A 24497-nucleotide genomic window follows, 5' to 3' on the forward strand; every position below is an offset into this window, starting at 1 on the left:
CGCACCCCATGAGTTCTCCCCTGCACGCCGGCCACCGCCTCCCGACCCCCGCATCCGAGGATTCTCCCGCCCAGACCCGGAGAGACCGGGAGCGCCTGGACATGCTCGTCAACCAGGCGAGCGTGGGCATCTCCCAGCGCTCCCTGGATGGCACCCTGACGCTCGCCAACCAGCGCTTCTGCGACATCGTCGGGCGGCCGCTGGAGGGCGTGCTCGGCCAGACACATGCGTCCTTCACCCACCCGGAGGATCGGGACTCGAGCGCCGCCCAGTTCCAACGATTGCTGGAGACGGGCGAGGCCTTCACGGTGGAGAAGCGCTACCTGCGGCCGGACGGCGCGACGGTGTGGGTCAACAACCACGTCTCGCTCGCCCGGGACGACGCGGGCCGGCCCGAGTTCATCATCTGCGTCACCCACGACATCTCCGACCGCAAGCGCGCCGAGCAGCGGCTCCAGGAAGGCGATGAGCGGCTGCGCCTGGCGCAGGAAGCGGGCGGCGTGGGCCTCTTCACCTACGAGTTGGCCACCCACCGCATCCACGTCACGCCGCAGTTCTGCCACCTGTTCGGCCTCGAGCCGGTGGAGTCCCTGCCCATCGCCGACGTGGAGGCGCTCATCCACCCCGAGGATCGCCACCTCGCCTCCACCGCGGAGATGCGCCTGAGTGGTCAGCTGACCACCGCCGTGGAGTACCGGATCCGCCAGGCGCGGACGGGCGCGGTGCGGTGGATCTCCCGGCGCGCGGACCTGTTCCGGGACACGAGCGGCAAGCCGCTGCGGTTGATCGGCGTCGTGCAGGACGTCACCGAGCACCGGGCCTCCGAGGACGCGCTGCGCCAGGCCAACGAGCAGATCCAGCTCGTGCTCAACTCGAGCGCGGTGATTGGCGCCTGGCAGTGGGACGTGCCCAACAACCGCATCACGGGAGACGAGCGCTTCGCCCAGTCGTTTGGCTTCACGCCCGAGCAGGCGGCCCAGGGCGCACCGCTCAAGGCCTTCGTGGAGTCCATCCATCCCGAGGACCGGGACCGGACCGTGGCCCTGATCAGCCGCACCCTGGAGACGGGCGGCCCCTATCGCCATGAGTACCGCGTGCGGCACGCACGGGGCGAGTACCTGTGGGTGGAGGCCACCGGGTACTGCGTCGTCGACGCCCAGGGCAAGCCGCTGCGCTTTCCCGGTCTGCTCATCGACATCGACGAGCGCAAGCAGGCGGAGCTGCGCCAGTCCGTCTTCATGGAGATCTCCGACCGGCTGCGCGACATGACGGACACGGCGGACATCGCCGGCGCCGTCATGCCGCGCGTGGGCAAGCTGTTCCACGCGTTGCGCGCGGGCTACGGCTCCATCGACTCCCAGCAGGAGCTGGTGAACATGGAGCGCGAGTGGGTGGCCGGGCCCGACGTCTCCAGCGTGGCGGGCATCCACCGCTTCTCCGACTACGGCGTCTTCATCGAGAACCTCAAGCGGGGCGAGACCATCGCCATCCCGGACATCGAGAAGGATCCGCGCACGGCGCCGGGGGCGGCCAACCTGCTCGGCATTGGCATCCGGGCCCTGCTCAACGTGCCCTTGATGGAGCAGGGGCGCTTCGTGGCCGTGCTCTACGTGCACGACGCCCAGGCGCGGCGGTGGAACGAGGACGAGATCGAGTTCGTGCGCAACGTGGCCGATCGCATCTGGACGGCGAGCGAGCGCATCAAGGCCATGGAGCAGCTGCGGCGCGCCAACGAGACGCTGGAGCAGCGCGTGGAGGAGCGCACGCGCGAGCGCGATCGGGTCTGGAACGTGAGCCAGGATCTGCTGGTGGTGGCGGACTACGAGGGCCGCTTCGTCAGCGTCAACCCCGCCTGGAGCGCGATCCTGGGCTGGGAACCGGAGGAGCTGCTGGGCAAGAACTCCCAGTGGCTGGAGCATCCGGAGGACCACGACAAGTCCCGGGCGGAGCGCGAGCACCTGTCCGCGGGCGAGCGCACGCAGCAGTTCGAGAACCGGCTGCGGCACAAGGATGGCACCTACCGGCTGTTGTCCTGGACGGCGGTGGCGGTGCCCGAGCGGCGGCTCGTGTACTCCTCCGCGCGCGACATCACCGAGCAGCGCAAGATCGAGGAGCAGCTGCGCCAGTCCCAGAAGATGGAGGCGGTGGGCAAGCTCACGGGCGGCGTGGCGCACGACTTCAACAACCTGCTGCAGGTCATCTCCGGCAACCTCCAGCTGTTGCAGCGCGACGTGGCGGGCAACGAGCGGGGCACGCGCCGGGTGCAGACCGCCATCGGCTCGGTGGAGCGCGGCGCCCGGCTCGCCTCCCAGCTCCTGGCGTTCGCCCGGCGGCAGCCGCTCGCGCCCGTGGTCATCCACCTGGGCCGACTGGTGCGGGGCATGGACGATCTCCTGCGCCGCTCGCTCGGCGAGGACATCGAGGTGGAGACCGTCATCAGCGGCGGCCTGTGGAACACCGCCGTGGATCCCAACCAGCTCGAGAACGTCATCCTCAACCTGGCCATCAACGCCCGGGACGCGATGCACAACACCGGCAAGCTGACGATCGAGGTCAGCAACGCCATGCTGGATGACCGCTACGCGCTGACGAACCCGGAGGTACAGCCCGGCCAGTACGTGCTGCTGGCCGTCTCCGACACGGGCGGCGGCATGACCCCCGAGGTGATGGAGCGCGCCTTCGAGCCCTTCTTCACCACCAAGGCCGAGGGCCGGGGCACGGGCCTCGGCCTGAGCATGGTGTACGGCTTCGTCAAGCAGAGCGGCGGCCACGTGAAGATCTACAGCGAGGTCGGCCATGGCACGACGCTGAAGATCTACCTGCCGCGCACGTTCGACTCCGAGCTGCCCCTGGCGGGCGACGTCGTCACCGGCCCCATCGAGGGCGGCCACGAGACCATCCTGGTGGTGGAGGACGACGCCGAGGTGCGGGGCACGGTGGTGGAGATCCTCACGGAGCTGGGCTACCGCGTGCTCAAGGCGCAAGACGGACAGAGCGCGATGGCCATCCTCCAGAGCGGGCTGCTCGTGGACCTGCTCTTCACGGACGTGGTCATGCCCGGCCCGGTGCGCAGCCCGGACCTCGCCCGGCAGGCCAAGGCGCTGCTGCCGGACATCGAGGTGCTGTTCACCTCGGGGTACACGGAGAACGCCATCGTGCACGGCGGCCGGTTGGATCCCGGCGTGCACCTGTTGAGCAAGCCGCACCGCCGCGAGGACCTGGCGCGCAAGCTCCGGCAACTGCTCGACCAGCGCGCCGCGAAGCTGCGGGGCAAGGCGCCGACGCCGCCCCCCCTCCCCGCGCCGGCGCCCGTGGTGACGCCCAAGCCCGGGCCCCTGCGGGTGCTGCTCGTGGAGGACGACGAGGACATCCGCATGTCGGCGCTGGAGCTCATGGACCTGCTGGGCCATGAGGTGGTGGCGCTGCCGGACGCCGAATCGGCCATCCGGGACCTGCCGGGCCAGCGCTTCGACGTGCTGTTCACCGACGTGACCCTGCCCGGCAAGTCCGGCGTGGAGCTGGCGCGCGAGGTGCGGCAGCGCTACCCGGAGATGAAGATCATCATCGCCTCCGGCCACGGCCGCGCCGTGCTGAGCGCGGAGGACGCGCGGATGCCGAACCTGTGGGTGTTGCCCAAGCCCTACGCGCTGCCACAAATCCAGGAGGTGCTGCTCCAGGTGGCCCTGGCCTCCTGAGGGCGCGCCAGCGAGGGCACGCGCGAGGGCATGCGAAAGGGTTGCCCTCGGCGGGGGCGGACAGCAGGATTCCCCCATGGCCGACAAACTGGTGTTGAGCGATGAGGACTGGAAGAAGCGTCTGACCCCCGAGGAGTACCAGGTGCTGCGCCACCATGGGACCGAGCGGCCTGGCAGCGGCTGCTACCTCGGGACGAAGACGCCGGGGACCTACGTCTGCGCGGGGTGCGCCCAGCCGCTGTTCAAGTCGGGCGAGAAGTTCGACTCCGGCACGGGCTGGCCCTCCTTCACCCAGCCGCTCCAGGCGGACTCGGTGACGGAGTACCGGGACGTGTCCTATGGCATGGTGCGCACCGAGGTGCGCTGCGGCCGGTGTGACGGCCACCTGGGCCATGTCTTCCCGGACGGTCCGCCCCCGACGGGCCTGCGCTACTGCATGAACTCGGTGGCGATGAAGCACGTGCCCGAGGGTCAGGTGCTCCCGCTCGCCACGAAGTGAACCGGGCGCGGGCCTTAGCGGCTCGCGCGCTCGGCCTCGGCCAGGCGCTTCTTGGTCAGCGACAGGTAGTTGGCGTCCAGGTCGATGCCCACGTAGCGCCGGCCGAGCTTCATGGCCGCCACGCCGGTGGTGCCGCTGCCGTTGAACGGATCGAGGATGAGGGCGTCCTCGGGGGTGCTCGCCTCGATGACGCGCTCGAGCAGCGACACGGGCTTCTGCGTGGGGTGGCTGCCGTGCGCCTTCTCCTCGCGGCGCGGCGCCGTCATGGTCCACACCCGGCCGGCCTCGTCCGCCTCCAGCTCCTCCTCACCCGTGCGCGGCAGGGCCCACACGTCGCGCATCTGCTTGCCGCCGTTGTCCTGCTTCATCTTCTTGTAATTGAAGGTGTGCTGGAGCTTGGCGGCCGGCTTGGGCGAGGCCCAGATGAGCAGCTCGGAGGAGTGCGTGAAGTAGCGGCAGGCGAGGTTGGGGCTCGCGTTGGGCTTGTACCAGGTGACGGTGTTGAGCAGCTTGTAGCCGAGCTTCTGCATCGCGAAGCCCACCGAGAAGATGACGTGCTGGGTGCCGCTCACCCAGATGCTGCCCGTGGGCTTGAGCACGCGCTGGCACTCCTTGAGCCAGGCGCTGGTGAAGGCATGATCCTCCTCCACGCCGCGCGACACGTCCCACTCGCCCTTGTTCACCGCGGCGCGCTTGCCGTTCTTGCAGGTGAAGCCGCCGTTGGACAGGAAGTACGGGGGATCGGCGAACACCATGTCGAACGTGCCGGCCTCGAACTGCTTGAGCAGGGCCAGGCTGTCACCCTGGTAGAGCCGGTACGCGTCGCTCTTGGCGAAGAGGCTCTCACGCAGGGACGGCTGGACAAGCTTCAGGGCAGGGGCTGCGGCTTCGGCGGACATCTCTCGCCTCCGTCAGAGGGGGTTCGTCGTGACGGGGGGCAATGTGAGGGCAACACGGTGCTACGTCGAATTTCTCGCCTGTACTTTCCTGTAGCACGTGGAAGCACTCGGAAACTTGACGGGCCGCGCGCGCTGGTGCTTCGGCCTCGGGCGTGTCAGCGCCAAGGCTATGCTCCCGCGCAACGCATGGCCTCTTCGACCCTGACCGTGGAACAAGTGCTCGCGCTCGCGCCGGATGCCTCGGCGGCGGCCGCGGGCCGGAAACTCGGCGCCGCGAGCCACTGGACGAATCCGGGCCGCGCCGCGCACGCGCTCTGGGGCGAGTGCCGGGGCAGTGCGCTGTACCAGGTGCGCGTCGACCTGGGAGACCTGTCCTCCAAGTGCTCGTGTCCGAGCCGCAAGTTTCCCTGCAAGCACGCCCTAGGGCTCCTGGTGCTCTTCGCCGGCGGCCACCTGCCCGAGGCCCCGCCGCCCGAGTGGGTCACCGAATGGCTGGAGCGCCGCGCCGCCTCGAGCGAGCGCAAGGAGAAGCGCAAGGCCACGCTCGCCGAGGGCGCGCCCCCCGCCGACCCGCAGGCCCAGAGCCGCCGCGCGTCGGATCGCCAGGAGCGCGTGAGCCGGGGCCTGGAGGCGATGCGGGCCTGGATGGAGGACCTGGTGCGCATGGGCTTCGCCAGCCTGGAGCCGAACACGGACACGTGGAGCACCCAGGCGGCGCGGCTCGTGGATGCCCAGGCGCCGGGCATGGCCTCGCGGGTGCGGCGGCTCGCGGAGATTCCGGGCTCGGGTCCCGGCTGGCCCCGGCGCCTGCTGGACGCGCTGGGTCGGCTCGCGCTCGCCGCCGAGGCCTGGGGACGCCGGGACACGCTGCCCGCGCCGCTCCAGGAGGACCTGCGCACCCTGGTGGGCTTCTCCCTGCGCGAGGAGGAAGTCGAGGCCCGCGGCGAGCAGGTGCACGACACCTGGACCGTCCTGTCGCACGTGCAGGACGACGAGGAGCGCGTGCGCGTGCAGCGCACCTACTTGATGGGCACCACCACGGGCCGGATCGCGCTCGTGCTCCAGTTCGCGGCCGGGCGGGCCACCTTCACCGACAGCTTCCTGCCGGGCTCGGCGTTCGACGCGCGCTGCGTGTTCTGGCCGAGCGCGGTCCCCCGTCGCGCCAAGGTGCTCGAGCGGCGCGGCGAGGTCCACGCCTGGACGGGACCCCTGCCCACCCTGTCGATCGAGGACCTGGGCCAGCGCTTCGCCCAGGAGCTGTCCCAGAATCCCTTCCAGGACAGCACGCCGGTGCTGCTCGGTCCGGTCACGCCCCTGCGGGACGCGCACGCGCACTGGTGGCTGCGCGATGCCACGGGCGCGGCGGTGCGCCTGGCCGGAGAGAACCACTGGTCGCTGCTCGCGCTGTCCGGCGGTCAGCCGCTCGAGGTGTTCGGCGACTGGGACGGCGAGCGCCTGTGGCCCCTGGGCGCGCGCGTGGGGCAGCTCCTCCACCCCCTCCAGGGAGTCATGTCATGAGCGACGCCGACGTGCTGACCCACCTCGCCTCGTTGGGCACCTCCCGCGCGCCCCAGGCCGATCCGCTCGACGGTCCGGAGGCCGCGGCGTTCCGCGCCCTCGAGGGCCAGTCGCTGGAGAAGCGGCTCCTGCTCGCCGCGGGCGTGCGCGCCATCACCCGGGCCGCGGGACAGCTCGCCGCCCGGCCCGAGGCCACCGAGCCGCCCGTGCCGCCGGAGACCCTGGAGGTCTGCCCGCCCCGCGTGAGCGCCCTGCTCCGGGAGTTGCTCGGAGGGGGCGACCCCGAGCGCGACGAGCTCCTGGCCGAGGTCTTCAAGCGCCTGGCCCGGGCCCGGCGCAGGCTGCCCCCGGAGTTGCTCGTCAGTGCCCTGAACCGGAGCAAGGGTCCCCTGCGCGCGAGCCTGGAGCCCGTGCTCGGGGAGCGGGGCCGCTGGCTCTCGCGCCTCGGTCCAGCGTGGCGGCCCTCCACGCCCTTGGAGGTCACCGAGGCCGAGCGTGTCTGGGCCGAGGGCACCTTCGACGCGCGACGCACGGCCCTGGAGGACATGCGACGGCTGGACCCGGCGCGCGCCCGCCAGTGGGTGATGGACACGTGGACGCAGGAGAAGGCCGAGCACCGGGCGCGCTTCCTCGCCTGTTTCGATCCGACCCTGTCGCCCGAGGACGAGCCCGCGCTGGAGCTGGGTCGGCAGGATCATCGCGCGCCCACGGTGCGTGAGGTGGCGCGCCACCTGCTCGCGCGGCTGCCCGGCTCGGCCTTCGCGCTGCGCATGCGCGAGCGGGCCCGGACCGTGCTGCTCTGGAATGGCACCACGCTGAGTGTGCGGCTGCCCGCCGCCTGGGATGCGGAGGCCGAGAAGGATGGCCTCGACAAGCCGCCCTCGGGCGTGGGCCAGAGCGAGCACTGGCTCACCCGGCTCCTGGAGTGTGTCCCGCTGCCGGAATGGGAGCGCGTCTTCCAGGCCCCGCCCCAGCGCATCGCCACCGAGGCCGCCCAGACGGACGACTTCGCCGCCCTCTCCGAGGGCTGGGCCCACGCCTTCCGGTTGGAGCCCTCGCTCGCGTGGGCCTCGGCGCTCCTGGACGTGTGGTCGGCGCAGCCCGCCCATCGGCTCACCGCCACCCGCGCCCAGTCCCTGGCGCTCACCGTCTTCGAGCAACTGCCCGCCAGCGAGCGCACCGCGCACAGCCTGCGCCTGCTGCGCGGCACCGCCACCCTGCCCTGGCGGGAGCAGGCCCTGGCGCTGACCCCCGCGCCCTGGCCCCGGGAGCTGGGCATGGCGTGGCTCAACGCGCTGTACGACAACCCCAACACCGTGGGTCCGCTCTGGCGGGCCGTCCGGGCCCTGCCGCCCGAGTGTCTCCTCGCCGCGGCCAATGCTCCGCCCCCGCCGCTGCGGCTGTCCGCCTACCGTTCCGTCTTCGAGCGCTTCCAGCGGCTCGTCACCCTCTTTCGCATCCTCCACGAGGAGTTGAACCCGTGATCGCCTCCCCCGTTCTCCGCCAGCACGCCGAACACCAGTACGCCGAGGAACTGGCCGCGCTCGCCCGGGTCGACGATCGGCCCCGGCCCCCGGGCTGGAAGCTGTCCCCGTGGGCCGTGCGCCTGTACCTGCTCGGAGGCACGCTCGCGGATGGCACCCCGGTGAGCGCCAAGTACATCGGCAACGCGCGGCTGGTGGAGATCGCCGTGGCCACGCTCGCCACCGACCGCGCCCTGCTGCTCTACGGCGTGCCGGGCACCGCCAAGTCCTGGCTGAGCGAGCACCTGGCGGCCGCCATCAGCGGGGACTCGACGCTGCTCGTGCAGGGGACGGCCGGCACGGACGAGGCGGTGCTGCGCTATGGCTGGAACTACGCGCGGCTGCTCGCCGAGGGCCCCTCGGAGGGCGCCCTGGTGCCGAGCCCCGTGATGCGCGCCATGCGCGAGGGCAAGCTCGCGCGCATCGAGGAGCTCACGCGCATGCCGAGCGAGGTGCAGGACGCGCTCATCACGCTCTTGAGCGAGAAGACGCTGCCCGTGCCGGAGCTGTCCAGCGAGGTGCAGGCCCGCGCGGGCTTCAACGTCATCGCCACGGCGAACAACCGGGACCGGGGCGTCAACGAGCTGTCGAGCGCGCTCTTGCGCCGCTTCAACACCGTGGTGCTGCCCACGCCCGACTCGCTGGAGCAGGAGGTGCGGATCGTCGAGAAGCGCGTGGCCGAGATGGGTCAGGCGCTCGCCCTGCCCGCGGAGAAGCCCGCCCTGGAGGAGATCCGCCGCGTGGTGACGCTGTTCCGCGAGCTGCGCGGGGGCGCCACGCTGGACGGGACGATGAAGCTCAAGACGCCCTCGGGCTCGCTGTCCACCGCCGAGGTCATCTCGGTGATGAACGGCGGGCTGGCCATGGCGGGCTACTACGGCGACGGCGTGCTGCGGGCGCCGGACCTGGCCGCGGGCCTCACCGGCGCCATCGTGAAGGATCCCGTGCAGGACCGGGTCGTGTGGCTCGAGTACCTCAAGACGGTGGTCAAGGAGCGCGAGGGGTGGAAGGACCTCTACCGCGCCTGCATGGAGGTGTTGTGAGCGGTGGCGCGAGCACGGCGTCGGACGCCACGGTGCACGTGCTCGGGGTGCGGCACCATGGCCCGGGCAGCGCGCGGGGCGTGCGGGCCGCGCTCGAGCAGCTCCAGCCGGACGTGGTGCTCATCGAGGGCCCCCCCGAGGCCGATGGCCTGCTCGCCCTCGCGGCCCACGCGGAGATGAAGCCGCCGGTGGCCCTGCTCGTCTACGCGGTGGAGGCGCCCGCGCGCGCCGTCTTCTACCCGTTCGCCGTCTTCTCGCCCGAGTGGCAGGCCCTCCAGTACGCGGTGGCGCGCGCCCTGCCCGTGCGCTTCATCGACCTGCCGCAGACGCACCAGCTCCTGCCCCCGGAGGAACTCGACCCCGCGCCGGAGCCGACGGAGCCGGAGGACTCCCCTCGGAGGGATCCCCTCGGCGCGCTCGCGCGGGCGGCGGGGCACACGGACGGCGAGCGCTGGTGGGAGCACCTCATCGAGCAGCGCCAGGACGTGACGGGCGTCTTCGAGGCGGTGCTCGAGGCCATGAGCGCCCTGCGCGAGAACGAGTCGGCGCTGCCCGCCCGCGAGGCCCTGCGCGAGGCGTACATGCGCCGCTGCATCCGTCAGGCGAAGAAGGACGGCCACCAGCGGATCGCCGTCGTGTGTGGGGCCTGGCATGGACCGGCGCTCGCCACGCCCCGGCCCGCGCGCGAGGACGATGCCCTGCTCAAGGGCCTGCCCAAGGCGAAGGTGGCCGCCACGTGGGTGCCCTGGACGTATGACCGGCTGGGCTGGCGCAGCGGGTATGGCGCGGGCGTGGACTCTCCGGGCTGGTACGCGCACCTGTGGCTCACGCCCGAGCGGCCGGTGTCGACGTGGGCGGCGCGCATCGCCCACCTCCTGCGGGACGCGGGCATGGACGCCTCCTCCGCGAGTGTCATCGAGACGGTGCGACTTGCCGAGGCGCTGGCGGCGCTGCGCGAGCGCCACGTGGTGGGCCTGGACGAGCTGCGGGACGCGGCGCTCAGCGTGTTGTGCGAGGGAGACCCCACGCCGCTGCGGCTCATCCACGACAAGCTGGAGGTGGGCACGGGGCTGGGCGAGGTGCCCGCGGACGTGCCCTCCGTGCCGCTCGCGCGAGACCTCGCGGCCTGGCAGAAGACGCTGCGCCTGCCGCCCTCCGCGGAGAGCAAGCTCCTGGAGCTGGACCTGCGCAAGGCGCTGGACCGCGACCGCAGCCGGCTGCTCCACCGGCTGACCCTGCTCGACATCCCCTGGGGGGTGCTGGAGGAGAGCCAGAAGAAGACGACCGGCACGTTCCCCGAGACCTGGCGCATGCAATGGCAGCCCGTGCTGGCCGTGAACGTGGTCGAGGCCAGCCTGTTCGGCAACACGGTGGAGCTGGCGGCCGTGGGCCGGGTGGTGGCGCGCGCCGGCGAGGCCACGGAGCTCGGCACGCTCACCGACCTGCTCCTGGGCTCCCTGCCCGCGGAGCTGCCGCCCACGGCCATCGACACCGTGCTCCAGCACCTGCAAGCGCTCTCCAGTCGCTCGACGGACATCCTGGCGCTGATCGATGCCTATCCCCAGCTCGCCAAGAGCCTCCGCCAGGGCACCGTCCGCGAGACGCCCACCGGGCCCATCCTCGCCATCGCCCATGGCCTCTTCGAGCGCATCATCATCGGCCTGCCGGGCGCCTGTGTGTCGTTGGACGACGAGGCCGCGCTCCAGCGCCGCCAGCACCTGCGCACCATGCAGGAGGCCGTGAGACTGCTCGCGGACAAGGAACGGGAGGCGGAATGGGCCCAGGCCCTGGAGGGGCTCGTGCATCGCGACGCCGTCCATGGGCTCGTGCGCGGCGCGGCGGTGCGACTGCGCCTGGAGCTGGGACGGGGACAGGACGCGGAGCTGGCCACCCTGGCCCAGCGCGCCCTCTCCCCGTCGGTCGCACCCAAGGACGCGGCGGCCTGGCTGGAGGGCCTCATCTCCGGCGATGCGCTGCTGCTGCTGCACCAGACCGGCCTGTGGGAGGCGCTCGACGGGTGGCTCCAGGGCCTGGCCCGGGAGTCCTTCGTCGAGCAGTTGCCGCTGATGCGGCGGGCCTTCTCCGGCTTCAAGGCGGCCGAGCGGCGCGACATGGCCGATCGGGTGCGGGACTTCTCGCCGTCCTCCACGGCCCGGCGGGAGGGCACCCCGCGGGAGACGCTGGATCCGAAGCGCGTGGCCCAGGTGTTGCCGGTGCTGTCCTCGTTGTTGGGAGTGAGGCTCGATGAAATCTCCTGAAGAAGAGCGGCGGGAGCGCTGGCGGCTCGTGCTCGGAGAGCCCGCGCAGGAGCCCCTGGGCGTGCGGTTGGGAGACAACGAGCGGCGCATGGATCGCACGCTCGAGGCGCTGTACGACGCCGAGCCCAAGGCGGGCCGCGAGGCCAGCATGCCCCACGTCTCGCGCTGGCTCGGGGACATCCGCGAGTACTTCCCCACACCCGTCGTGCGCGTCATGCAGGGAGACGCGATCGCGCGGCTGGGGCTGCTCAAGATGCTGCAACAGCCGGAGGTCCTCGAGACCCTGGAGCCGGACGTGGAGCTGGTGGCCACGCTCTTGTCGTTCAGCCGGACCCTGCCCCAGAAGACGAAGGAGACGGCGCGTCGGGTGGTGCGCAAGGTGGTGGACGACCTGGAGCGGCGGCTGCGCGCGCCCACCGAGCGGGCCGTGCGGGGCGCCCTGTCCCGGGCCTCGCGCACGCGCCGTCCCCGCACGGCGGAGATCGACTGGGACCGGACGCTGCGCGCCAACCTGGGCAACTACCTGCCCGAGCGCAAATCCGTGGTGGTGGACACGCTCGTAGGCCATGGGCGCAAGCGCTCGAGCCTGCGCGACGTGGTGCTCTGCATCGACCAGAGTGGCTCCATGGCGACCTCGGTCGTCTACTCGAGCATCTTCGGCGCGGTGCTCGCCTCCCTGCGGGCGGTGACCACGCGCATGGTCGTCTTCGACACGGCGGTGGCGGACCTGAGCGAGCACCTGTCGGATCCCGTGGAGCTGCTCTTCGGCACGCAGTTGGGCGGCGGCACGGACATCGCCAAGGCGCTCGCCTACTGTCAGCAAGTCATCACCCGACCGGCCCAGACCATCCTCGTGCTCATCACGGATCTCTTCGAGGGAGGCGACGCCCAGCGGATGCTCCAGCACGCCGCGTCGCTCGTGCACGGGGGCGTGACGGTCATCTGCCTCCTGGCGCTCAATGATCAAGGGACGCCCTCGCACGACCCCCAGCACGCCGCGCGGTTCGCGGCGCTCGGCATCCCCACCTTCGCCTGCACGCCGGACCTGTTCCCGGAGCTCATGGCGGCGGCGCTCCAGCGCCAGGATCTGACGGCCTGGGCCGCGCGGCGGGAGATTCAAGTGGCCCGCCCTGGATGAGACAGGAGAGGGGGAGGCGGTTAGAGTCCGCCCGCTTTTCGTTCGTCCCCCTTTCATCCGAGGAAGACTCCCGCATGAGCCAAGTGAAACTCTCGACGTCCAAGGGCGACATCGTCCTGGAGCTGGACTCCGCCAAGGCCCCGAAGACGGTCGCCAACTTCCTGGAGTACGTGAAGGCCGGTCACTACGACGGCACCATCTTCCACCGCGTCATCCCCCACTTCATGATCCAGGGCGGCGGCTTCGCGCCGGGCATGAAGCAGAAGCCCACCCGCGAGACCATCGAGAACGAGGCCGCCAACGGCCTGAAGAACGACACGTACACGGTGGCCATGGCGCGCACGTCCGCGCCCCACTCGGCCTCGGCGCAGTTCTTCATCAACGTGGCCGACAACGTCTTCCTCAACCACACCGCGCCCACGCAGCAAGGCTTCGGCTACGCCGTCTTCGGCAAGGTGGTGAAGGGCCAGGACGTCGTGGATCAGATCAAGGGCGTCCAGACGGGCAACAGCGGCATGCACCAGAACGTGCCGACCGAGGACGTGGTGATCACCAAGGCGGAAGTGATCGCCTAGGCGCTGGAAACACCACGGGCACGGTGGGAGGCCTCCTGCGAAGCGTCCAACACCGTGCCCGTGGGGAACCGCGTGACCGCTGTTACTGCTTGGCGGCCTTCTCGGCCTCGGCCTTCTCGGCCTCGCCCGCCGCGGCGGCCAGACCGCCGATGGCGGCCTTGGCGCCGTACTTCTTGCGGAACTTGTCCACGCGGCCCGCGGTGTCGAGCAGCTTGTACTTGCCCGTGAAGAAGGGGTGGCAGTTCGAGCAGACTTCCACGGCGAACGAGCCGCGCGTGGACTTGGTCTCGACGACGCTCCCACACGCACAGGTGATGCGGGAGGGCGGGTACATCGGGTGCAGATCGGCCTTCATGTTCGACTCCTGCGCCTTGCCCCCACGGCGAGGTGGGAGGTCTGGCGTTCTAAAGGTAGGTCGGCGCTTATAACGGCGCACCGGCCTGGGCACAAGACCCGAGACCGGGCCCTGCTTCCATCTAATGAGATGCGGACCCCGGCGGTTCGATTCGCTCCACCCGTGCTTTGATATCCGGATCGTCGGGAATGTCACTCCCCAGGGGGACATACGAGAAGCGGATCGCCCGCTCGCCTGCCTTGGCGCCCCCTGGCACGGACATGGGGCCGAGCTCCTTCTTGCGCTGCTCCAGACCGGCGATGGTCTCCCTCCAGGTGGCCTGGACCGACGCATCGCGGGCGGCGGCGAGGCTCTTGCGGGCCTGCGCGAGGTTGTCCTCGACAATCTTCAGGCTCTGTTGGGCGCGATCCTGCTGGGACAGGTCCACGAAGGGCCCGCGGGGGCCTTGCACGGTGAGCTGCGCCCGGGCGAGCTGCCGCCCCCGATCCCCCGCCGTCATGAACAGGGCGTAGTCGTCCCGCTGGGCGAGCGTGGACACGCGCCCGTCATGGGATTGCAGGATGAGGTCCAGCGCCTTGCCGGACTGGAGCGACAGCGTGGAGGCCTCCAGGGACGGCAGGGCCGCGAGCACCACCACCACGTCCACCTTGTCCTTCTCGCGCAGGCGGCGGGCCTCGGCGAGCACCGCGGGCAGCGCGGGCTGGCCCGTCAGCCCGTCCTGGCGCGGCACGGGCCCCGAGGGCGACACGCCCACGATGCCGAACTTCACCCCGCCCACGCTCACCACCGTGGACGCGTCGAAGAGCCGCTTGCCCGCGCCATCCACGAGGTTGGCGGACAGGAGCTTCATCTTCCCCTTCTTCTGGAAGGCGCGCAGGAAGTCCGCGCCCAGGATCAGATCCCGGGCGCCCACGGCCATGGCCGTGGTCCCCAAGGCGTCCATCTCCTCGAGCAACAGCTGCGCCCGCGCCTTCTCCTGGGGGTCTCCCCCCGCGAAGGTCGTCTTGAACAGAGCGTTTCCGGCATCCAGCACCAGCACCGGCCCCTTCGCGCGCTCCCGCGAGAAGACCGTCTTTCGTCTGGCCAGACCGCCAGACGGGTTGTGGCGTCAACCACAGGGGGCGATTTCGCCCCCGTTGTCTCCGGAGAAGAGCAGCACCACGGACTTGGGCGCCGCGCTCGCCGCCCGGGGCAGGAGCATCAGCGTCATCGACGCGAGCAGCAATGAACGGCGGTTCATTTCCGACCCTTCTTCGCCTTGTCCAGCTCCGCGAGCCGGCTCTTGGCCGTCTTGGCCGCGTCGGACTTGGGGTAGCCCTTGACGAGCTCCTCGAGCGCCAGCCGCGACTCCTCCTGCATCTTGAGTTTCTTGAAACACTCCGAGGAGCGCAAGTAGGCGTTCGGCGTGGACTCCGACTTGGGGTACTCCTGCAGGAGCTTGCCGTACTCGAACAGGGCCTCGCGGCACTTGTCCTCGGCGAAGTAGCTCTCGCCCAGCCCGAAGTGGGCGTCCGCCGTGAGGGCGTCCTTGGGCCACTTCTTGATGAACTCGTTGTAGAGCTGGCGGGCCACGGGCACCTCGCCCCCCTTGGCCTTGGACTGGGCCAGGGCGAGGAACTCCTTCTTGTCCGTGGGGCGCTTGAGCTCCTCGGCCTTCTTGCGGGCCTCGGCTTCCTTCTGGGCCTCCTCACCCTTGAGCGCCAGGAAGCGCTGATTGGTGTCATCGCTGGTGCGGCTGAGCGCCGACTCCAGCTCGCCAATCTTGTAGACGTACGTCTCCACCTGGCCGCGCAGCTGGGCCAGGTCCTCCACCGTCTTCTGCAGCTGGATGCCGATGTCCGCGCCCGAGCGGCGCGACGCCGTGTCCAGGCCCTGCAGGGCCTTGGAGACCTCGGCGATCTTCTCGTCGATGCGCGGCAGCGTGGCGTCGAGCTCCGCGCGCGTGCGCTTGAGCTCCTCCTGGACCTGGGCCTGGGCGGTGTCGAGCCGGTCGAGCCGGGACTCCAGGGCCTTGCCCCGATTGGCGGGATAGAAGCACCCGGAGAGGGCGAGCGGCAGGACGAGGAGGGCGAGCCTTCGCATAGGGGGCACATCCTAAGGGCAAAGCCCCTGGGATGCGTGGGCTTTCACCCCGGCCGAGGGCCGCCCGCTCGCTCCAGGCGCTCGATGGCCCGGGCACACGCCACCTGGAGCCGGGCGTTGTTGAGGAAGAAGGGCGTGGAGCGGGCCCTTCCCTCCTCCAGCGAGCGCAGCGCGCGGCGGTATTCACTCAGCGCATCACCCGGAGCGTTGCGCTGCTCGCACACCATGGCGAGCAGGTAGCGGGCCGCGGCGAGATCCGGATCCAACCGCAGGCAGCGCCGCAGCGTCTCCTCGGTCTGGGGGCCCGGCTGGGTGTGCGAGGTGGCCCAGCCGAGCACCTGGCTGAAGAGCGAGTCCGCCTCCTCGTAGGCCAGGGTGGTGGGCGGAGGAGGCGGCGGCGGAGGCGCCACGTCCAGCGGAGCCCCGGGCGTGCCCACCGCCGCGAACCGGCCCGAGCCCACCGTCGCGAACCGGCCCGAGCCCGAACCCACCGTCGCGAACCGGCCCGAGCCCGAGGACGGAGGCACGGGGGGCGCGGGGGGCTCCGGCGGCGCGCGGCCGTAGAAGAAGGCCTCGTCGAAGCGCAGGGTGCGCAGGCCGGGCGGCGTGTTCAGCAGGGGCTCGGTGGAGGAGAGCACCAGGAGCCCCTCGGGCGCGAGCCGCTCGCCGAAGGAGGACACCACGCGGGTGAAGGACTCGGGGCTGAAGTAGATGAGGACGTTGCGGCAGACGATGATGTCGAAGCCCCGGCGCTCCACGGGCGAGGGGTACACCGAGTCCATCAGGTTGTGGCACAGGAAGCTGCCGCGCTCCTTGAGCGCGGGCACCAGGCCGTGACGGCCCGGCCCCACGGACACGAACCAGCGCTCGCGCAGCGCGGGGGGCACCCGCTGCAGTTGCTCGGCGCTGAACCACCCCTCGCGGGCGCGCTGGATGGCCGTCTCGGAGATGTCCGTGCCCAGCACCGTGCTGGCGGGATCCGCGCCCACCTCGGCCAGCAGCACGAGCAGCGTGGCCACCTCCTCGCCCGTGGCGCAGCCCGCGCTCCACACCCGCAGGGGCCGCCGCTCGCGCGCCACCAGGGGCGCCAGCACGTGCGCGCGCAGCGCCTCCAGTTGGGCCTCGTCCCGGAACAGCTCCGTCTTCTGCACGGTGATGGCGTCGATGAGCTCGGCCAGCTCCGCGGAGCCCTCTGGGGACTGCAGGTGCAGCAGCCGCTGGACGCTCGAGCCCCCCCACCCCGCGAGCTTCTCGTCCAGCCGGCGGCACTGCAGGTCGCTCAAGGCCATGCCCGTGCGACGCGCCACGAGCGCGTGGACGGGGTGGAAGCGGGCCGGATAGGAGGGCGGCACCGCGGTTCAGCGCCCCACGGCCAGGGATTCGCCGCGCACCAGGCGCATCAGCGTGCCCGCCACGTCGTCGCCATGGACGAGGTGGTCCACCGCCTTGCGCCCCACCGCGGCGCCCGGCATGCCGAACACCACGCACGACTCCTCGTTCTGCGCGAGCGTCAGGCCCCCGCCCTGCTTGATGGCGAGCAGGCCCTCCGCGCCATCCTCGCCCATGCCGGTGAGGATGAGCCCGAGGGCGCGCCGCCCGTAGGCCTTGGCCGCGCTCTCCAGCAGCACCGTGCCCGAGGGCATGTGCCCGTCGCGCTCCACGCCCGGCTTGAGCGCCACGCGGCCCCGGAACGGAATGGCCATGTGCTGGCCGGGCGGCGCGATGAGCACGTTGCCGGGCAGGAGCTGCTCGCCATCCTGCGCCAGCCGCACCTTGAGCTTCGAGGAGTTGGCGAGCCAGCCCGCGAGCGACTCGGCGAAGGCGGCGTTGATGTGCTGCACGATGACGATGGGCGTGGGGAAGTCCGCGGGCAGCTCGGACAACATCCGGAAGAGCACCTGCGGGCCGCCCGTGGAGCTGGCCACCGCCAGCACGCCATAGGGCATGCCCACGGGCGCGGGCGTGGTGCCCCCACCGGGCAGGGGCGGCCGACGCTTGCTGTGGATGTGGCGGATGACGCGCACCGAGGACAAGAGCTTCACCTCGCGCGACAGGTTCCACGCCTCCAGCCCCGCGTCGATGGACGGCTTGATCTGCAGCGCCAGGGCGCCGATCTCCAGCGCCCGGCACGTGAGCTCTGGCGCCTGCTGCCGCGGGTCCGCCGTGAGCATCAGGATGGGCGTGGGGACCTCGGCCATGATGTGCTCGACGGCCGTCAGCCCGTCCATCACGGGCATCTCCACGTCCATGGTGATGACCTGGGGCCGGAGCTCTCGCGCCGCGTCGAGGGCTTCCTTGCCGTTGGTGCAAGTGCCGACCACTTCCAGATCCGGATCCCGGCTCAGTGCTTCACAGATCAGCTGTCGGCAGATGTGCGAGTCGTCGACGACCAGCACCGACACTTTCTTGCCCATGTGGCTTCCATACTCCGTGCGCGCCCCCTGGAATATACCGAATGTGACCGGTCTTGACTCGCCGGTTCATCAACCCAGGAGCCGCCGCACCACGTCGACCAGGTCTTGACGCACCAGGTCACCCTTGGTGATGTAGCCATCCGCCCCGGCGGCCAGCCCTCGCCGCCGGTCATCCTCCCCGCCCCGGGTGGTGAGGATGACGACGGGGAGGACCTTGTGGGTGGGGTGCGCCTTGAGCCGGCGCGTCAGCTCCAGGCCGTCCGCCCGGGGCATCTCCAGGTCGGTGCACACCAGGTCCACCTGCGTATTGACGAGCAGATCCAGGGCCTCCAGGCCGTCGGTGGCCATGACGACGTCGTAGCCCACCGCCTCCAGCAGCGCGCCGATGAGCTCGCGCGTGAGGGGGGAGTCGTCCACCACGAGGATGCGGCGGCGGGGGGGCGGCGCGGGACGGGGCGTGACGGCCGAGGCCCGGCTGCCCCGGAAGCCCGACAGGCCCCGGGCGTTCGCGATGAGGTGCGCGGCGGACAGCACCATGGACAGCCGGCCATCCGCGAGCGTGGTGGCCCCCGTGAGGTGGGGGAAGTGCCCGAGCAGGCCCTTGAGGGGGAGGATGGCCTGGACGCTCTCCTCCAGCACCCGGTCCACCGCCAGGGCGGCCATGGAGCCCTGGCTGCGCACGACGAGCACGAGCGCCCCCTCCCCGGCCTCCTGCTCCGGGCTCAGGCCCAGGAGGGCGCCCAGCGAGGCGAAGGGCATGGGCTGCTCGTCCACCTCCAGCACCCCGCGCCCGGCCACCTCCTTGATCTGCGAGGACTCCACCCGGAGCGCGCGCGACACATGGGCCGCGCTCAGGCACAGGGTCTCCTCGGCCACCTTCACGAAGAGCAGCGGGGCCACGGTGAGCGACACCGGAACCCGCAGCTCGAAGCGCGTGCCCTGGTTGCCATGGGACGCCACCACCACGTCGCCGCCCAGCGCCCGGAGCGAGCTGCGCACGGCGTCCAGGCCCACGCCCCGGCCGGAGATGTCCGTGGCCACCTCGCGCGAGGTGAAGCCGGACAGGAAGATGAGCTCGCGCGCCGCTTGATCCGTCAGGCCCGAGGCGGCGGCCTCATCCAGGAAGCCCTTGCGCACCGCGGCGCGGCGCAGCACCGAGGGCTCCAGGCCCACGCCGTCGTCCTCCACCCGCAGGACCAGCCGGTTGCCATCCCGCGCGGCGCTCAAGGTCAGCCGGCCCCGCGGGTGCTTGCCCGCGGCCACCCGGTCCACGCGCGACTCCAGCCCGTGATCGAGCGCGTTGCGCACCAGGTGCAGCAGCGAGTCGCGCAGCGCCTCCACCACCGCCCGGTCCGCGCGGGTGTCCTCGCCGTCCACCACCAGCTCCACTTCCTTGCCCAGCTCGCGCGCCAGGTCCCGCACCATGCGCGGGTAGGGCTCGAAGAGCACGGACAGCGGCAACATGCGCAGGCGCTGCACCTCGTCGGCCACGTAGCCCAGGTCGCGCAGCTCCTCGTTGGCCAGCAGCTTCTCCTCGCGGTGCAGGCCGGCCGCCAGCTCCTTGGCGCGCCCCAGCCGCTCGGCCAGCAGCATCGCCGCCGGGCCCAGGTCCTCCGCGGCGCGCGCGAGCAGGCTCAGCTCCCGCGCCAGGTCCAGACGCCGGGTGGTGGCCAGCTCCCGGCGACGCGACACCTGGGTGAGGTTGGTCACCGCGCTGGTGAGCCGGTCCAGACTCGCCACGCCGATGCGCACCGAGCCATCCGCGCGATCCGCCGTGCGGACCGCGGCCGTCACGGGCGAGGGCCGGGGCGGCTCGGGCACCGCGGGCGGCATGCGGGCGATGGAGGTGGCGACCGTGACGGAGGCCGGAGGCGCCGCGCGCGGCGGCTCCAGGCTCGAGGCCCGTCCCGGCGGCGGGGGGCGCGTCGAGGACGAGGCCGGGGCGATGGCGGGAGGCACCGGCGGCGCCGAGCGGGACACGAGCGAGGGCGACGCCGCGCTCAGGGACACCGAGCCCCAGGCGGGGGTGGTCTCCTCGGCCGAATCCTCCACGGACTCGCGGCGCGCGATGGGCGGACCCGCGCGCGGGGTCGCCACGGGCGGCGGCGGCGCGGCGGCGCCCAGGCCGGTGATCTCCGCCCGGGTGCACTCCTGGAGTCCGCGCACCAGCTTGCCCACCTCGGGGGGAGACTGGACGGGCTCCTGCCCCGCGGCGCCGGACAACACCAGCACGGCGTCCGCCGCCCGGAGCAGCGCGTCGATGGAGTCCGCGGACAGCGCATGCTCGGCGCGCTCGGTGGAGCGCACCAGTTCCTCCATCTCGTGGACGACGGTGTTGATGGTGTCGAACCCCATCATCCGCGCCTCGCCCTTGAGGCCGTGCAGCTCGCGCAGCACCGTGCGGCCCGCGTCGGGACTGGCGCCCGCCTCCAGCTCCACGATGCGACGGTTGATGCGCTCCAGGCGCACCCCCACCAGTTCCCGGAACTGCTTGAGCAGCTTCTCCCGCCCGCTCACCCCGTGCCCCCCGTTCCCGAGGACTCGATCTGGAAGCGCTCCACCACCACGCGCAAGTCCCTCGCCAGGGTGGACAGGTCACCATTGGCGCTGATGACCTGCTTGGTGGCGTTGTGGCTCTGCTGGGTGATGCGCAGGATGTCCGCCATGGCCTCGGCCAGCAGGTCCGTGCCGCCCTGCTGCTGCTGGGTGGCCAGGGAGATGGCCCGCACCGCGTCCGAGGTGCGTCCCGCCAGCTCCACGATCTGCCGCAGCGACTCGGACACCTGCTGCGCCAGCCCCGTGCCCAGCTCCGTGGCGCGCACGCCGCCCTCGGTGGCCATCACCGCGCCGCCCGAGGCGTCCCGCACCTCCTCGATGAGCCCCTCGATCTCCTTGGTGGACTCGATGACGTTCTCCGCGAGGCGCCGCATCTCCGCGGCCACCAGCGAGAAGCCCTGCCCCACCTCGCCCGCCTTGGTGCCCTCCAGCTCGGCGTTGAGCGCGAGCAGGTCCGACTTGTCGGCCACGCCGTTGATGAACTCGACGATCTTGCCGATCTGCTGCACGCGCTTGTTGAGCCGGACCACCGCCGCGGCGATGGCCTGGTTGTCGTGGCGCATGCGGTTCATCGTCTCCATGAACGACTCGGAGCTGGCCTGACCCGCCTTGGCCGCCGCGAGCGTCTTGTGGGCGATCTCCGCCACCGAGCCCGCGTTCTCGGCGATCTGCCGCGCCGAGCGCGCGAGTTCCTCCGTGGTGGCGCTCGTCTGATCCAACGAGCTGGCCTGCTCGGCGGCCCCGGCCTCATAGCGCGAGGAAGTGGAGAGGATCTCCTCGGTGGTGGTGCCGATGCGGCTGCCGGCGCGCTGCAACTGCGAGAGCACGCCCGCCAGGTGCGTGCGCATGGTGGAGAAGGCGGCGGAGACGGCCCACACCTCGTCCTCGGCGGGGATGATGCGCTGCTGGCTCAAATCCCCTTCGGCGATGTGGTGGGCCGCCTCGCCCAGCTGCCGCATCGGCCGGCCCAGGATGGTGCCCCCCACATAGGCGGCCGCCAGGGCCACGCCGAAGATGAGCAGGCACAACACACTGCCGGACACGAGCGACTCGTGGCGCAGCGACTCGGCCAGCTCCGCCTGCCGCGCCGGACTGGACGCGGTGAGGATCTGATCGAAGGCGCGATCGCTGAGCACCGTGGACACGTCCCAGATGAGCACCGCGGGCGTCATCACCACGATGGCGGTGAAGACCACGAGCCGCAGCCGGATCTGCGAGCGCCGGGGCGCGATGCTGATGGCGAGCTGGGGCGTGAGTCCCAGGGAGGACATGTCCTGCAGCACCCCGCGCGACTGCAGGGTCACCAGGCAGTAGGCCAGCAGCGCGGCGAGGGGCCCGAAGACGAAGCTCGGCCAGCTCGTGCTCACCATCTGCGTGAAGCTGTTGAAGGGCCCATGGGCCCAGAGCCCCACGATGAAGAGCCCCGCGAGCACCCAGGCCCCGAGCGTGGCGGCGAAGGCGAAGTCGGCCAGCCGATGCACCTCGAGCACCGCGTGGGCCAGCCGGTTCGGCATCACCATGCCCTCGTCCAGCTCCACGTCGCGCAGCGCGCGCAGGTGGCGCAGGCACAAGAGCCAGACGATGAGGAAGGAGGTGACCGACAGCACGGCCAGCAGCGTGCGGTAGAGGGCGTGATCCTCCAGCCCCGAGGCGAGGGTGAGCTGCAGGTAGCGCGCCTCGAGCAGGGCCGTGAGGAAGTTGGCGCCGAGCACGGCGCGCAACAGTCGGCGGCTGAAGGGGCGGCGCGCGCGCAGGATGCGAGGGCGATCCATCAGGCGTCTCCTCCGCGGTCGGCCACGTGGAAGCGCTGCACCGTGGCCTTCAAATCGCTCGCCAGCAGCGACAGATCCGTGTTCGCGGCCACCATCTGCTGCGTGGCCTCGGCGTTCTCCTCGGTGACGCGCAGGATGTCTCCCATGGCGGCGGCGAGTTGGTCCGTACCCGTCTGCTGCTGCTGGGTGGCCAGGGAGATGGAGCGCACGGCATGGGACGTCTGCCGCGCCAGCTCGAGGATGAGCCCCAGGCTGGCGTCCACCTGCGCCGCGAGCGACGCGCCCCGCTCGGTCGTCTTGAGGCCCGCCTCGGTGGCCATCACCGCGGCCTGGGTGGCGTCGCGGATTTCGTCGATGAGCCGCTCGATGGCCAGGGTGGAGGACAGCACGTTCTCCGCGAGGCGCCGCATCTCCGCGGCCACCAGCGAGAAGCCCCGGCCGGGCTCGCCCGCCTTGGTGCCCTCCAGCTCGGCGTTGAGCGCGAGCAGGTCCGACTTGTCGGCGATCTCGTTGATGAACTCCACCACCTTGCCGATCTGCTGCACGCGCTTGTTGAGCCGCACCACCGCGTCGGCGATGGCCTGGTTGTCGCCCTTCATGCGGTGCATGGCGGCGAGGAAGGCCGCCGCGCTGCGCTGGCCACTCTGCGCCGCGCCGAAGGTGGTCTCCGCCATGGCGGACACCGACTCGGCGTTGACGGCGATCTGCTGCGCCGAGCGCGCCAGCTCCTCGGTGGTGGCGCGCGTCTCGTTGAGGGAGATGGCCTGCTCGCCCGCGCCCGACTCCTGATCCGCCGAGGTGGCCACGAGCTGCTCGGTGGTGGAGGAGATCTGCAGGCCCGCGCGCTGCAATTGCACGAGCGCCTGGGCGAGCTGCGCCTGCATGCGCGTGAAGGCGGCCGACACGGCCCACACCTCGTCCTCGGCGGGGATGAAACGGGGCGTGCGCACCTCGCCCTGGGCGATGCGCGTGGCGTCCTCGGACAGCACCCGGAGGGGCTCGGCGATCACCGTGCCCGCCACGTAGGCCGTGCCCATCACCAGGAGCACCACCAGCCCCGCGAGCGCGCCGAGCGGCAGGCCCGTGGCATGGCGCGCCCGGCGCACCACCTCGCGCTGCGTGGTGGGATCCTTCGACTCGAGGATCTGATCGAAGGTGCTCACGGTGCGGCTCACCGACACGTCGAGGATGAAGACGGAGGGCGAGAGCACCGCCACCGCGGTGAACAACACCAGGCGCTTGCGCAGCCGCAGCCGGTCCGAGGGCAGCGCCGAGATGACCTCCTGGGGCGACAGGCCATTGGCCGCGATGCGCTCGGCGGCCAGTCGGCTGCGGCGCACCACCAGCAGGTACACGAGCATGGCGGACAGCGGTCCGAGCGACACGCCGACGAGCCCGATGCGCATGCCCAGGGTCCACGACGCGCCCGCCAGGGGCGTGTACGTGGCCGCCAGCATCAACGCGCCCCCCAGCCAGCCCTGCAGGGTGAACCAGAACGAGCGGCCGGGGACCCGCCGCACCTCCTGCAGCGCGCGCCGCAGGTTGTCCGGTCCGGGCGTCAGCCGCCCTTCCTCCAGCGCCCGCAGCACCCGCAGGGCGTGGCGCTCCTGGGCACAGGACAGCACGCTGTTCATCAGCAGCACGCTCGCGAGCAGGCCCAGGAACAGCCAGATGCCCTCGCGCGGCAGCGAGTGCGTGACGCGTCCGTAGAGCAGCGCCAGCACCAGCCCCAGCGTGCCCCCCCACCAGGAGGGCCGGGTGGTCCAGAGCGACAATCCCTCGAGTTCCCGCGACACCGTCACGCGACCTCCCGCGACGAGGGCGCCAAGAAGCGCCCGAATTCCACCAACGACATGACGGGCCAGAGCGCGCCGCGCACCTGGATGAAGCCCTTGAGGCTGCACCCGGCCAGCCGCGCGAGCACCACCGGCGCGGGCAGCAGCGCGCGCGGCTCGGCATCGATCTCCAGGGTGTCCACGCCCACGCCCTCCCCCGAGATCGCCACGAGGATGCGGCCGGTGACGGACGCCTCGCGGAAGGCGTGGCTGGCCGAGCCCGCCAGCCCACCGAACGTGGAGGGAGACTCGATGGTGGCCACCTCCTGCGCGACGAAGGCGACCCGATTGTCGCCCGCGCGGCACAAGAGCGTGCCCGAGAGCCGGCCGCTCAT

The 24497-nt window shown here is 71.6% G+C and carries 19 protein-coding genes; 8 read left to right on the forward strand and 11 right to left on the reverse strand.

The annotated features are described in order from the left end of the window. Window positions 1-101: 101 nt before the first annotated feature. The gene (locus I3V78_RS30645; protein ID WP_338023791.1) at window positions 102-3695 is read left to right on the forward strand and encodes a PAS domain S-box protein; all 3594 of its coding nucleotides are present in this window, start codon (window positions 102-104) and stop codon (window positions 3693-3695) included. Between the two features lie 76 nt (window positions 3696-3771). Beyond that, a complete protein-coding gene (msrB, locus tag I3V78_RS30650; RefSeq protein WP_204492979.1) occupies window positions 3772-4194 on the forward strand; it encodes a peptide-methionine (R)-S-oxide reductase MsrB in 423 nt (140 codons plus the stop codon). Between the two features lie 14 nt (window positions 4195-4208). Here msrB and I3V78_RS30655 read toward each other — a convergent pair whose 3' ends face one another. Then, window positions 4209-5093: a DNA-methyltransferase gene (locus tag I3V78_RS30655; protein ID WP_204492982.1), complete on the reverse strand. Its 885-nt coding sequence runs from the start codon at window positions 5091-5093 to the stop codon at window positions 4209-4211. A gap of 186 nt (window positions 5094-5279) precedes the next feature. Between I3V78_RS30655 and I3V78_RS30660 the strand changes: the two genes are divergently transcribed. The 6 genes from I3V78_RS30660 to I3V78_RS30685 all read left to right on the forward strand — a co-directional run bounded on the left by I3V78_RS30660 (window position 5280) and on the right by I3V78_RS30685 (window position 13148). Further along, on the forward strand, window positions 5280-6611 hold the full coding sequence (locus I3V78_RS30660) for an SWIM zinc finger family protein (protein WP_204492984.1): 1332 nt from the start codon (window positions 5280-5282) through the stop codon (window positions 6609-6611). After that, window positions 6608-8095: a DUF5691 domain-containing protein gene (locus I3V78_RS30665; RefSeq protein ID WP_204492987.1), complete on the forward strand. Its 1488-nt coding sequence runs from the start codon at window positions 6608-6610 to the stop codon at window positions 8093-8095. Before I3V78_RS30660 ends, I3V78_RS30665 begins: the two co-directional genes overlap by 4 nt. Continuing rightward, window positions 8092-9177 carry an AAA family ATPase gene (locus I3V78_RS30670; RefSeq protein ID WP_204492989.1) on the forward strand — a complete coding sequence of 362 codons (1086 nt, stop codon included), beginning with the start codon at window positions 8092-8094 and terminating at the stop codon, window positions 9175-9177. Before I3V78_RS30665 ends, I3V78_RS30670 begins: the two co-directional genes overlap by 4 nt. Beyond that, entirely contained in the window at window positions 9174-11435 is a 2262-nt protein-coding gene (locus I3V78_RS30675; protein ID WP_338023792.1) for a DUF5682 family protein, read from the forward strand. The genes I3V78_RS30670 and I3V78_RS30675 overlap by 4 nt, the downstream gene beginning before the upstream one ends. Next, window positions 11422-12573, forward strand: a complete 1152-nt coding sequence (locus I3V78_RS30680; protein WP_204492991.1) for a VWA domain-containing protein — start codon at window positions 11422-11424, stop codon at window positions 12571-12573. The genes I3V78_RS30675 and I3V78_RS30680 overlap by 14 nt, the downstream gene beginning before the upstream one ends. A 74-nt stretch (window positions 12574-12647) precedes the next feature. Then, window positions 12648-13148, forward strand: a complete 501-nt coding sequence (locus tag I3V78_RS30685) for a peptidylprolyl isomerase (RefSeq protein WP_204492994.1) — start codon at window positions 12648-12650, stop codon at window positions 13146-13148. A gap of 82 nt (window positions 13149-13230) precedes the next feature. On the opposite strand, the gene rpmE is transcribed toward I3V78_RS30685, so the two are convergent. From rpmE to I3V78_RS30730, 10 genes are all read right to left on the reverse strand, one after another. Then, on the reverse strand, window positions 13231-13503 hold the full coding sequence (rpmE, locus tag I3V78_RS30690; protein ID WP_204492996.1) for a 50S ribosomal protein L31: 273 nt from the start codon (window positions 13501-13503) through the stop codon (window positions 13231-13233). A gap of 121 nt (window positions 13504-13624) precedes the next feature. Further along, entirely contained in the window at window positions 13625-14536 is a 912-nt protein-coding gene (locus I3V78_RS30695; protein ID WP_338023793.1) for a bifunctional UDP-sugar hydrolase/5'-nucleotidase, read from the reverse strand. A gap of 75 nt (window positions 14537-14611) precedes the next feature. Further along, window positions 14612-14743 carry a hypothetical protein gene (locus I3V78_RS40010; protein ID WP_275583511.1) on the reverse strand — a complete coding sequence of 44 codons (132 nt, stop codon included), beginning with the start codon at window positions 14741-14743 and terminating at the stop codon, window positions 14612-14614. Next, a complete protein-coding gene (locus tag I3V78_RS30700; protein WP_204493000.1) occupies window positions 14740-15585 on the reverse strand; it encodes a tetratricopeptide repeat protein in 846 nt (281 codons plus the stop codon). The genes I3V78_RS40010 and I3V78_RS30700 overlap by 4 nt, the downstream gene beginning before the upstream one ends. Window positions 15586-15629: 44 nt before the next feature. After that, window positions 15630-16937, reverse strand: a complete 1308-nt coding sequence (locus I3V78_RS30705) for a CheR family methyltransferase (protein ID WP_338023794.1) — start codon at window positions 16935-16937, stop codon at window positions 15630-15632. 6 nt (window positions 16938-16943) lie between these two features. After that, window positions 16944-17999, reverse strand: a complete 1056-nt coding sequence (gene cheB / locus I3V78_RS30710; protein ID WP_204493002.1) for a chemotaxis-specific protein-glutamate methyltransferase CheB — start codon at window positions 17997-17999, stop codon at window positions 16944-16946. Between the two features lie 69 nt (window positions 18000-18068). Next, window positions 18069-20516, reverse strand: a complete 2448-nt coding sequence (locus I3V78_RS30715; protein ID WP_204493004.1) for a response regulator — start codon at window positions 20514-20516, stop codon at window positions 18069-18071. Beyond that, window positions 20513-22327, reverse strand: coding sequence for a methyl-accepting chemotaxis protein (locus I3V78_RS30720; RefSeq protein WP_204493007.1), 1815 nt, complete (start codon window positions 22325-22327; stop codon window positions 20513-20515). Before I3V78_RS30720 ends, I3V78_RS30715 begins: the two co-directional genes overlap by 4 nt. Then, window positions 22327-24129, reverse strand: a complete 1803-nt coding sequence (locus tag I3V78_RS30725) for a methyl-accepting chemotaxis protein (RefSeq protein ID WP_204493009.1) — start codon at window positions 24127-24129, stop codon at window positions 22327-22329. The genes I3V78_RS30720 and I3V78_RS30725 overlap by 1 nt, the downstream gene beginning before the upstream one ends. Next, window positions 24126-24497 (reverse strand): protein CrdC, encoded by a 372-nt coding sequence (locus I3V78_RS30730; RefSeq protein WP_204493012.1) that lies wholly within the window; start codon window positions 24495-24497, stop codon window positions 24126-24128. The genes I3V78_RS30725 and I3V78_RS30730 overlap by 4 nt, the downstream gene beginning before the upstream one ends.

It is taken from the genome of Archangium primigenium, from assembly GCF_016904885.1.
Lineage (GTDB): Bacteria > Myxococcota > Myxococcia > Myxococcales > Myxococcaceae > Cystobacter > Cystobacter primigenius.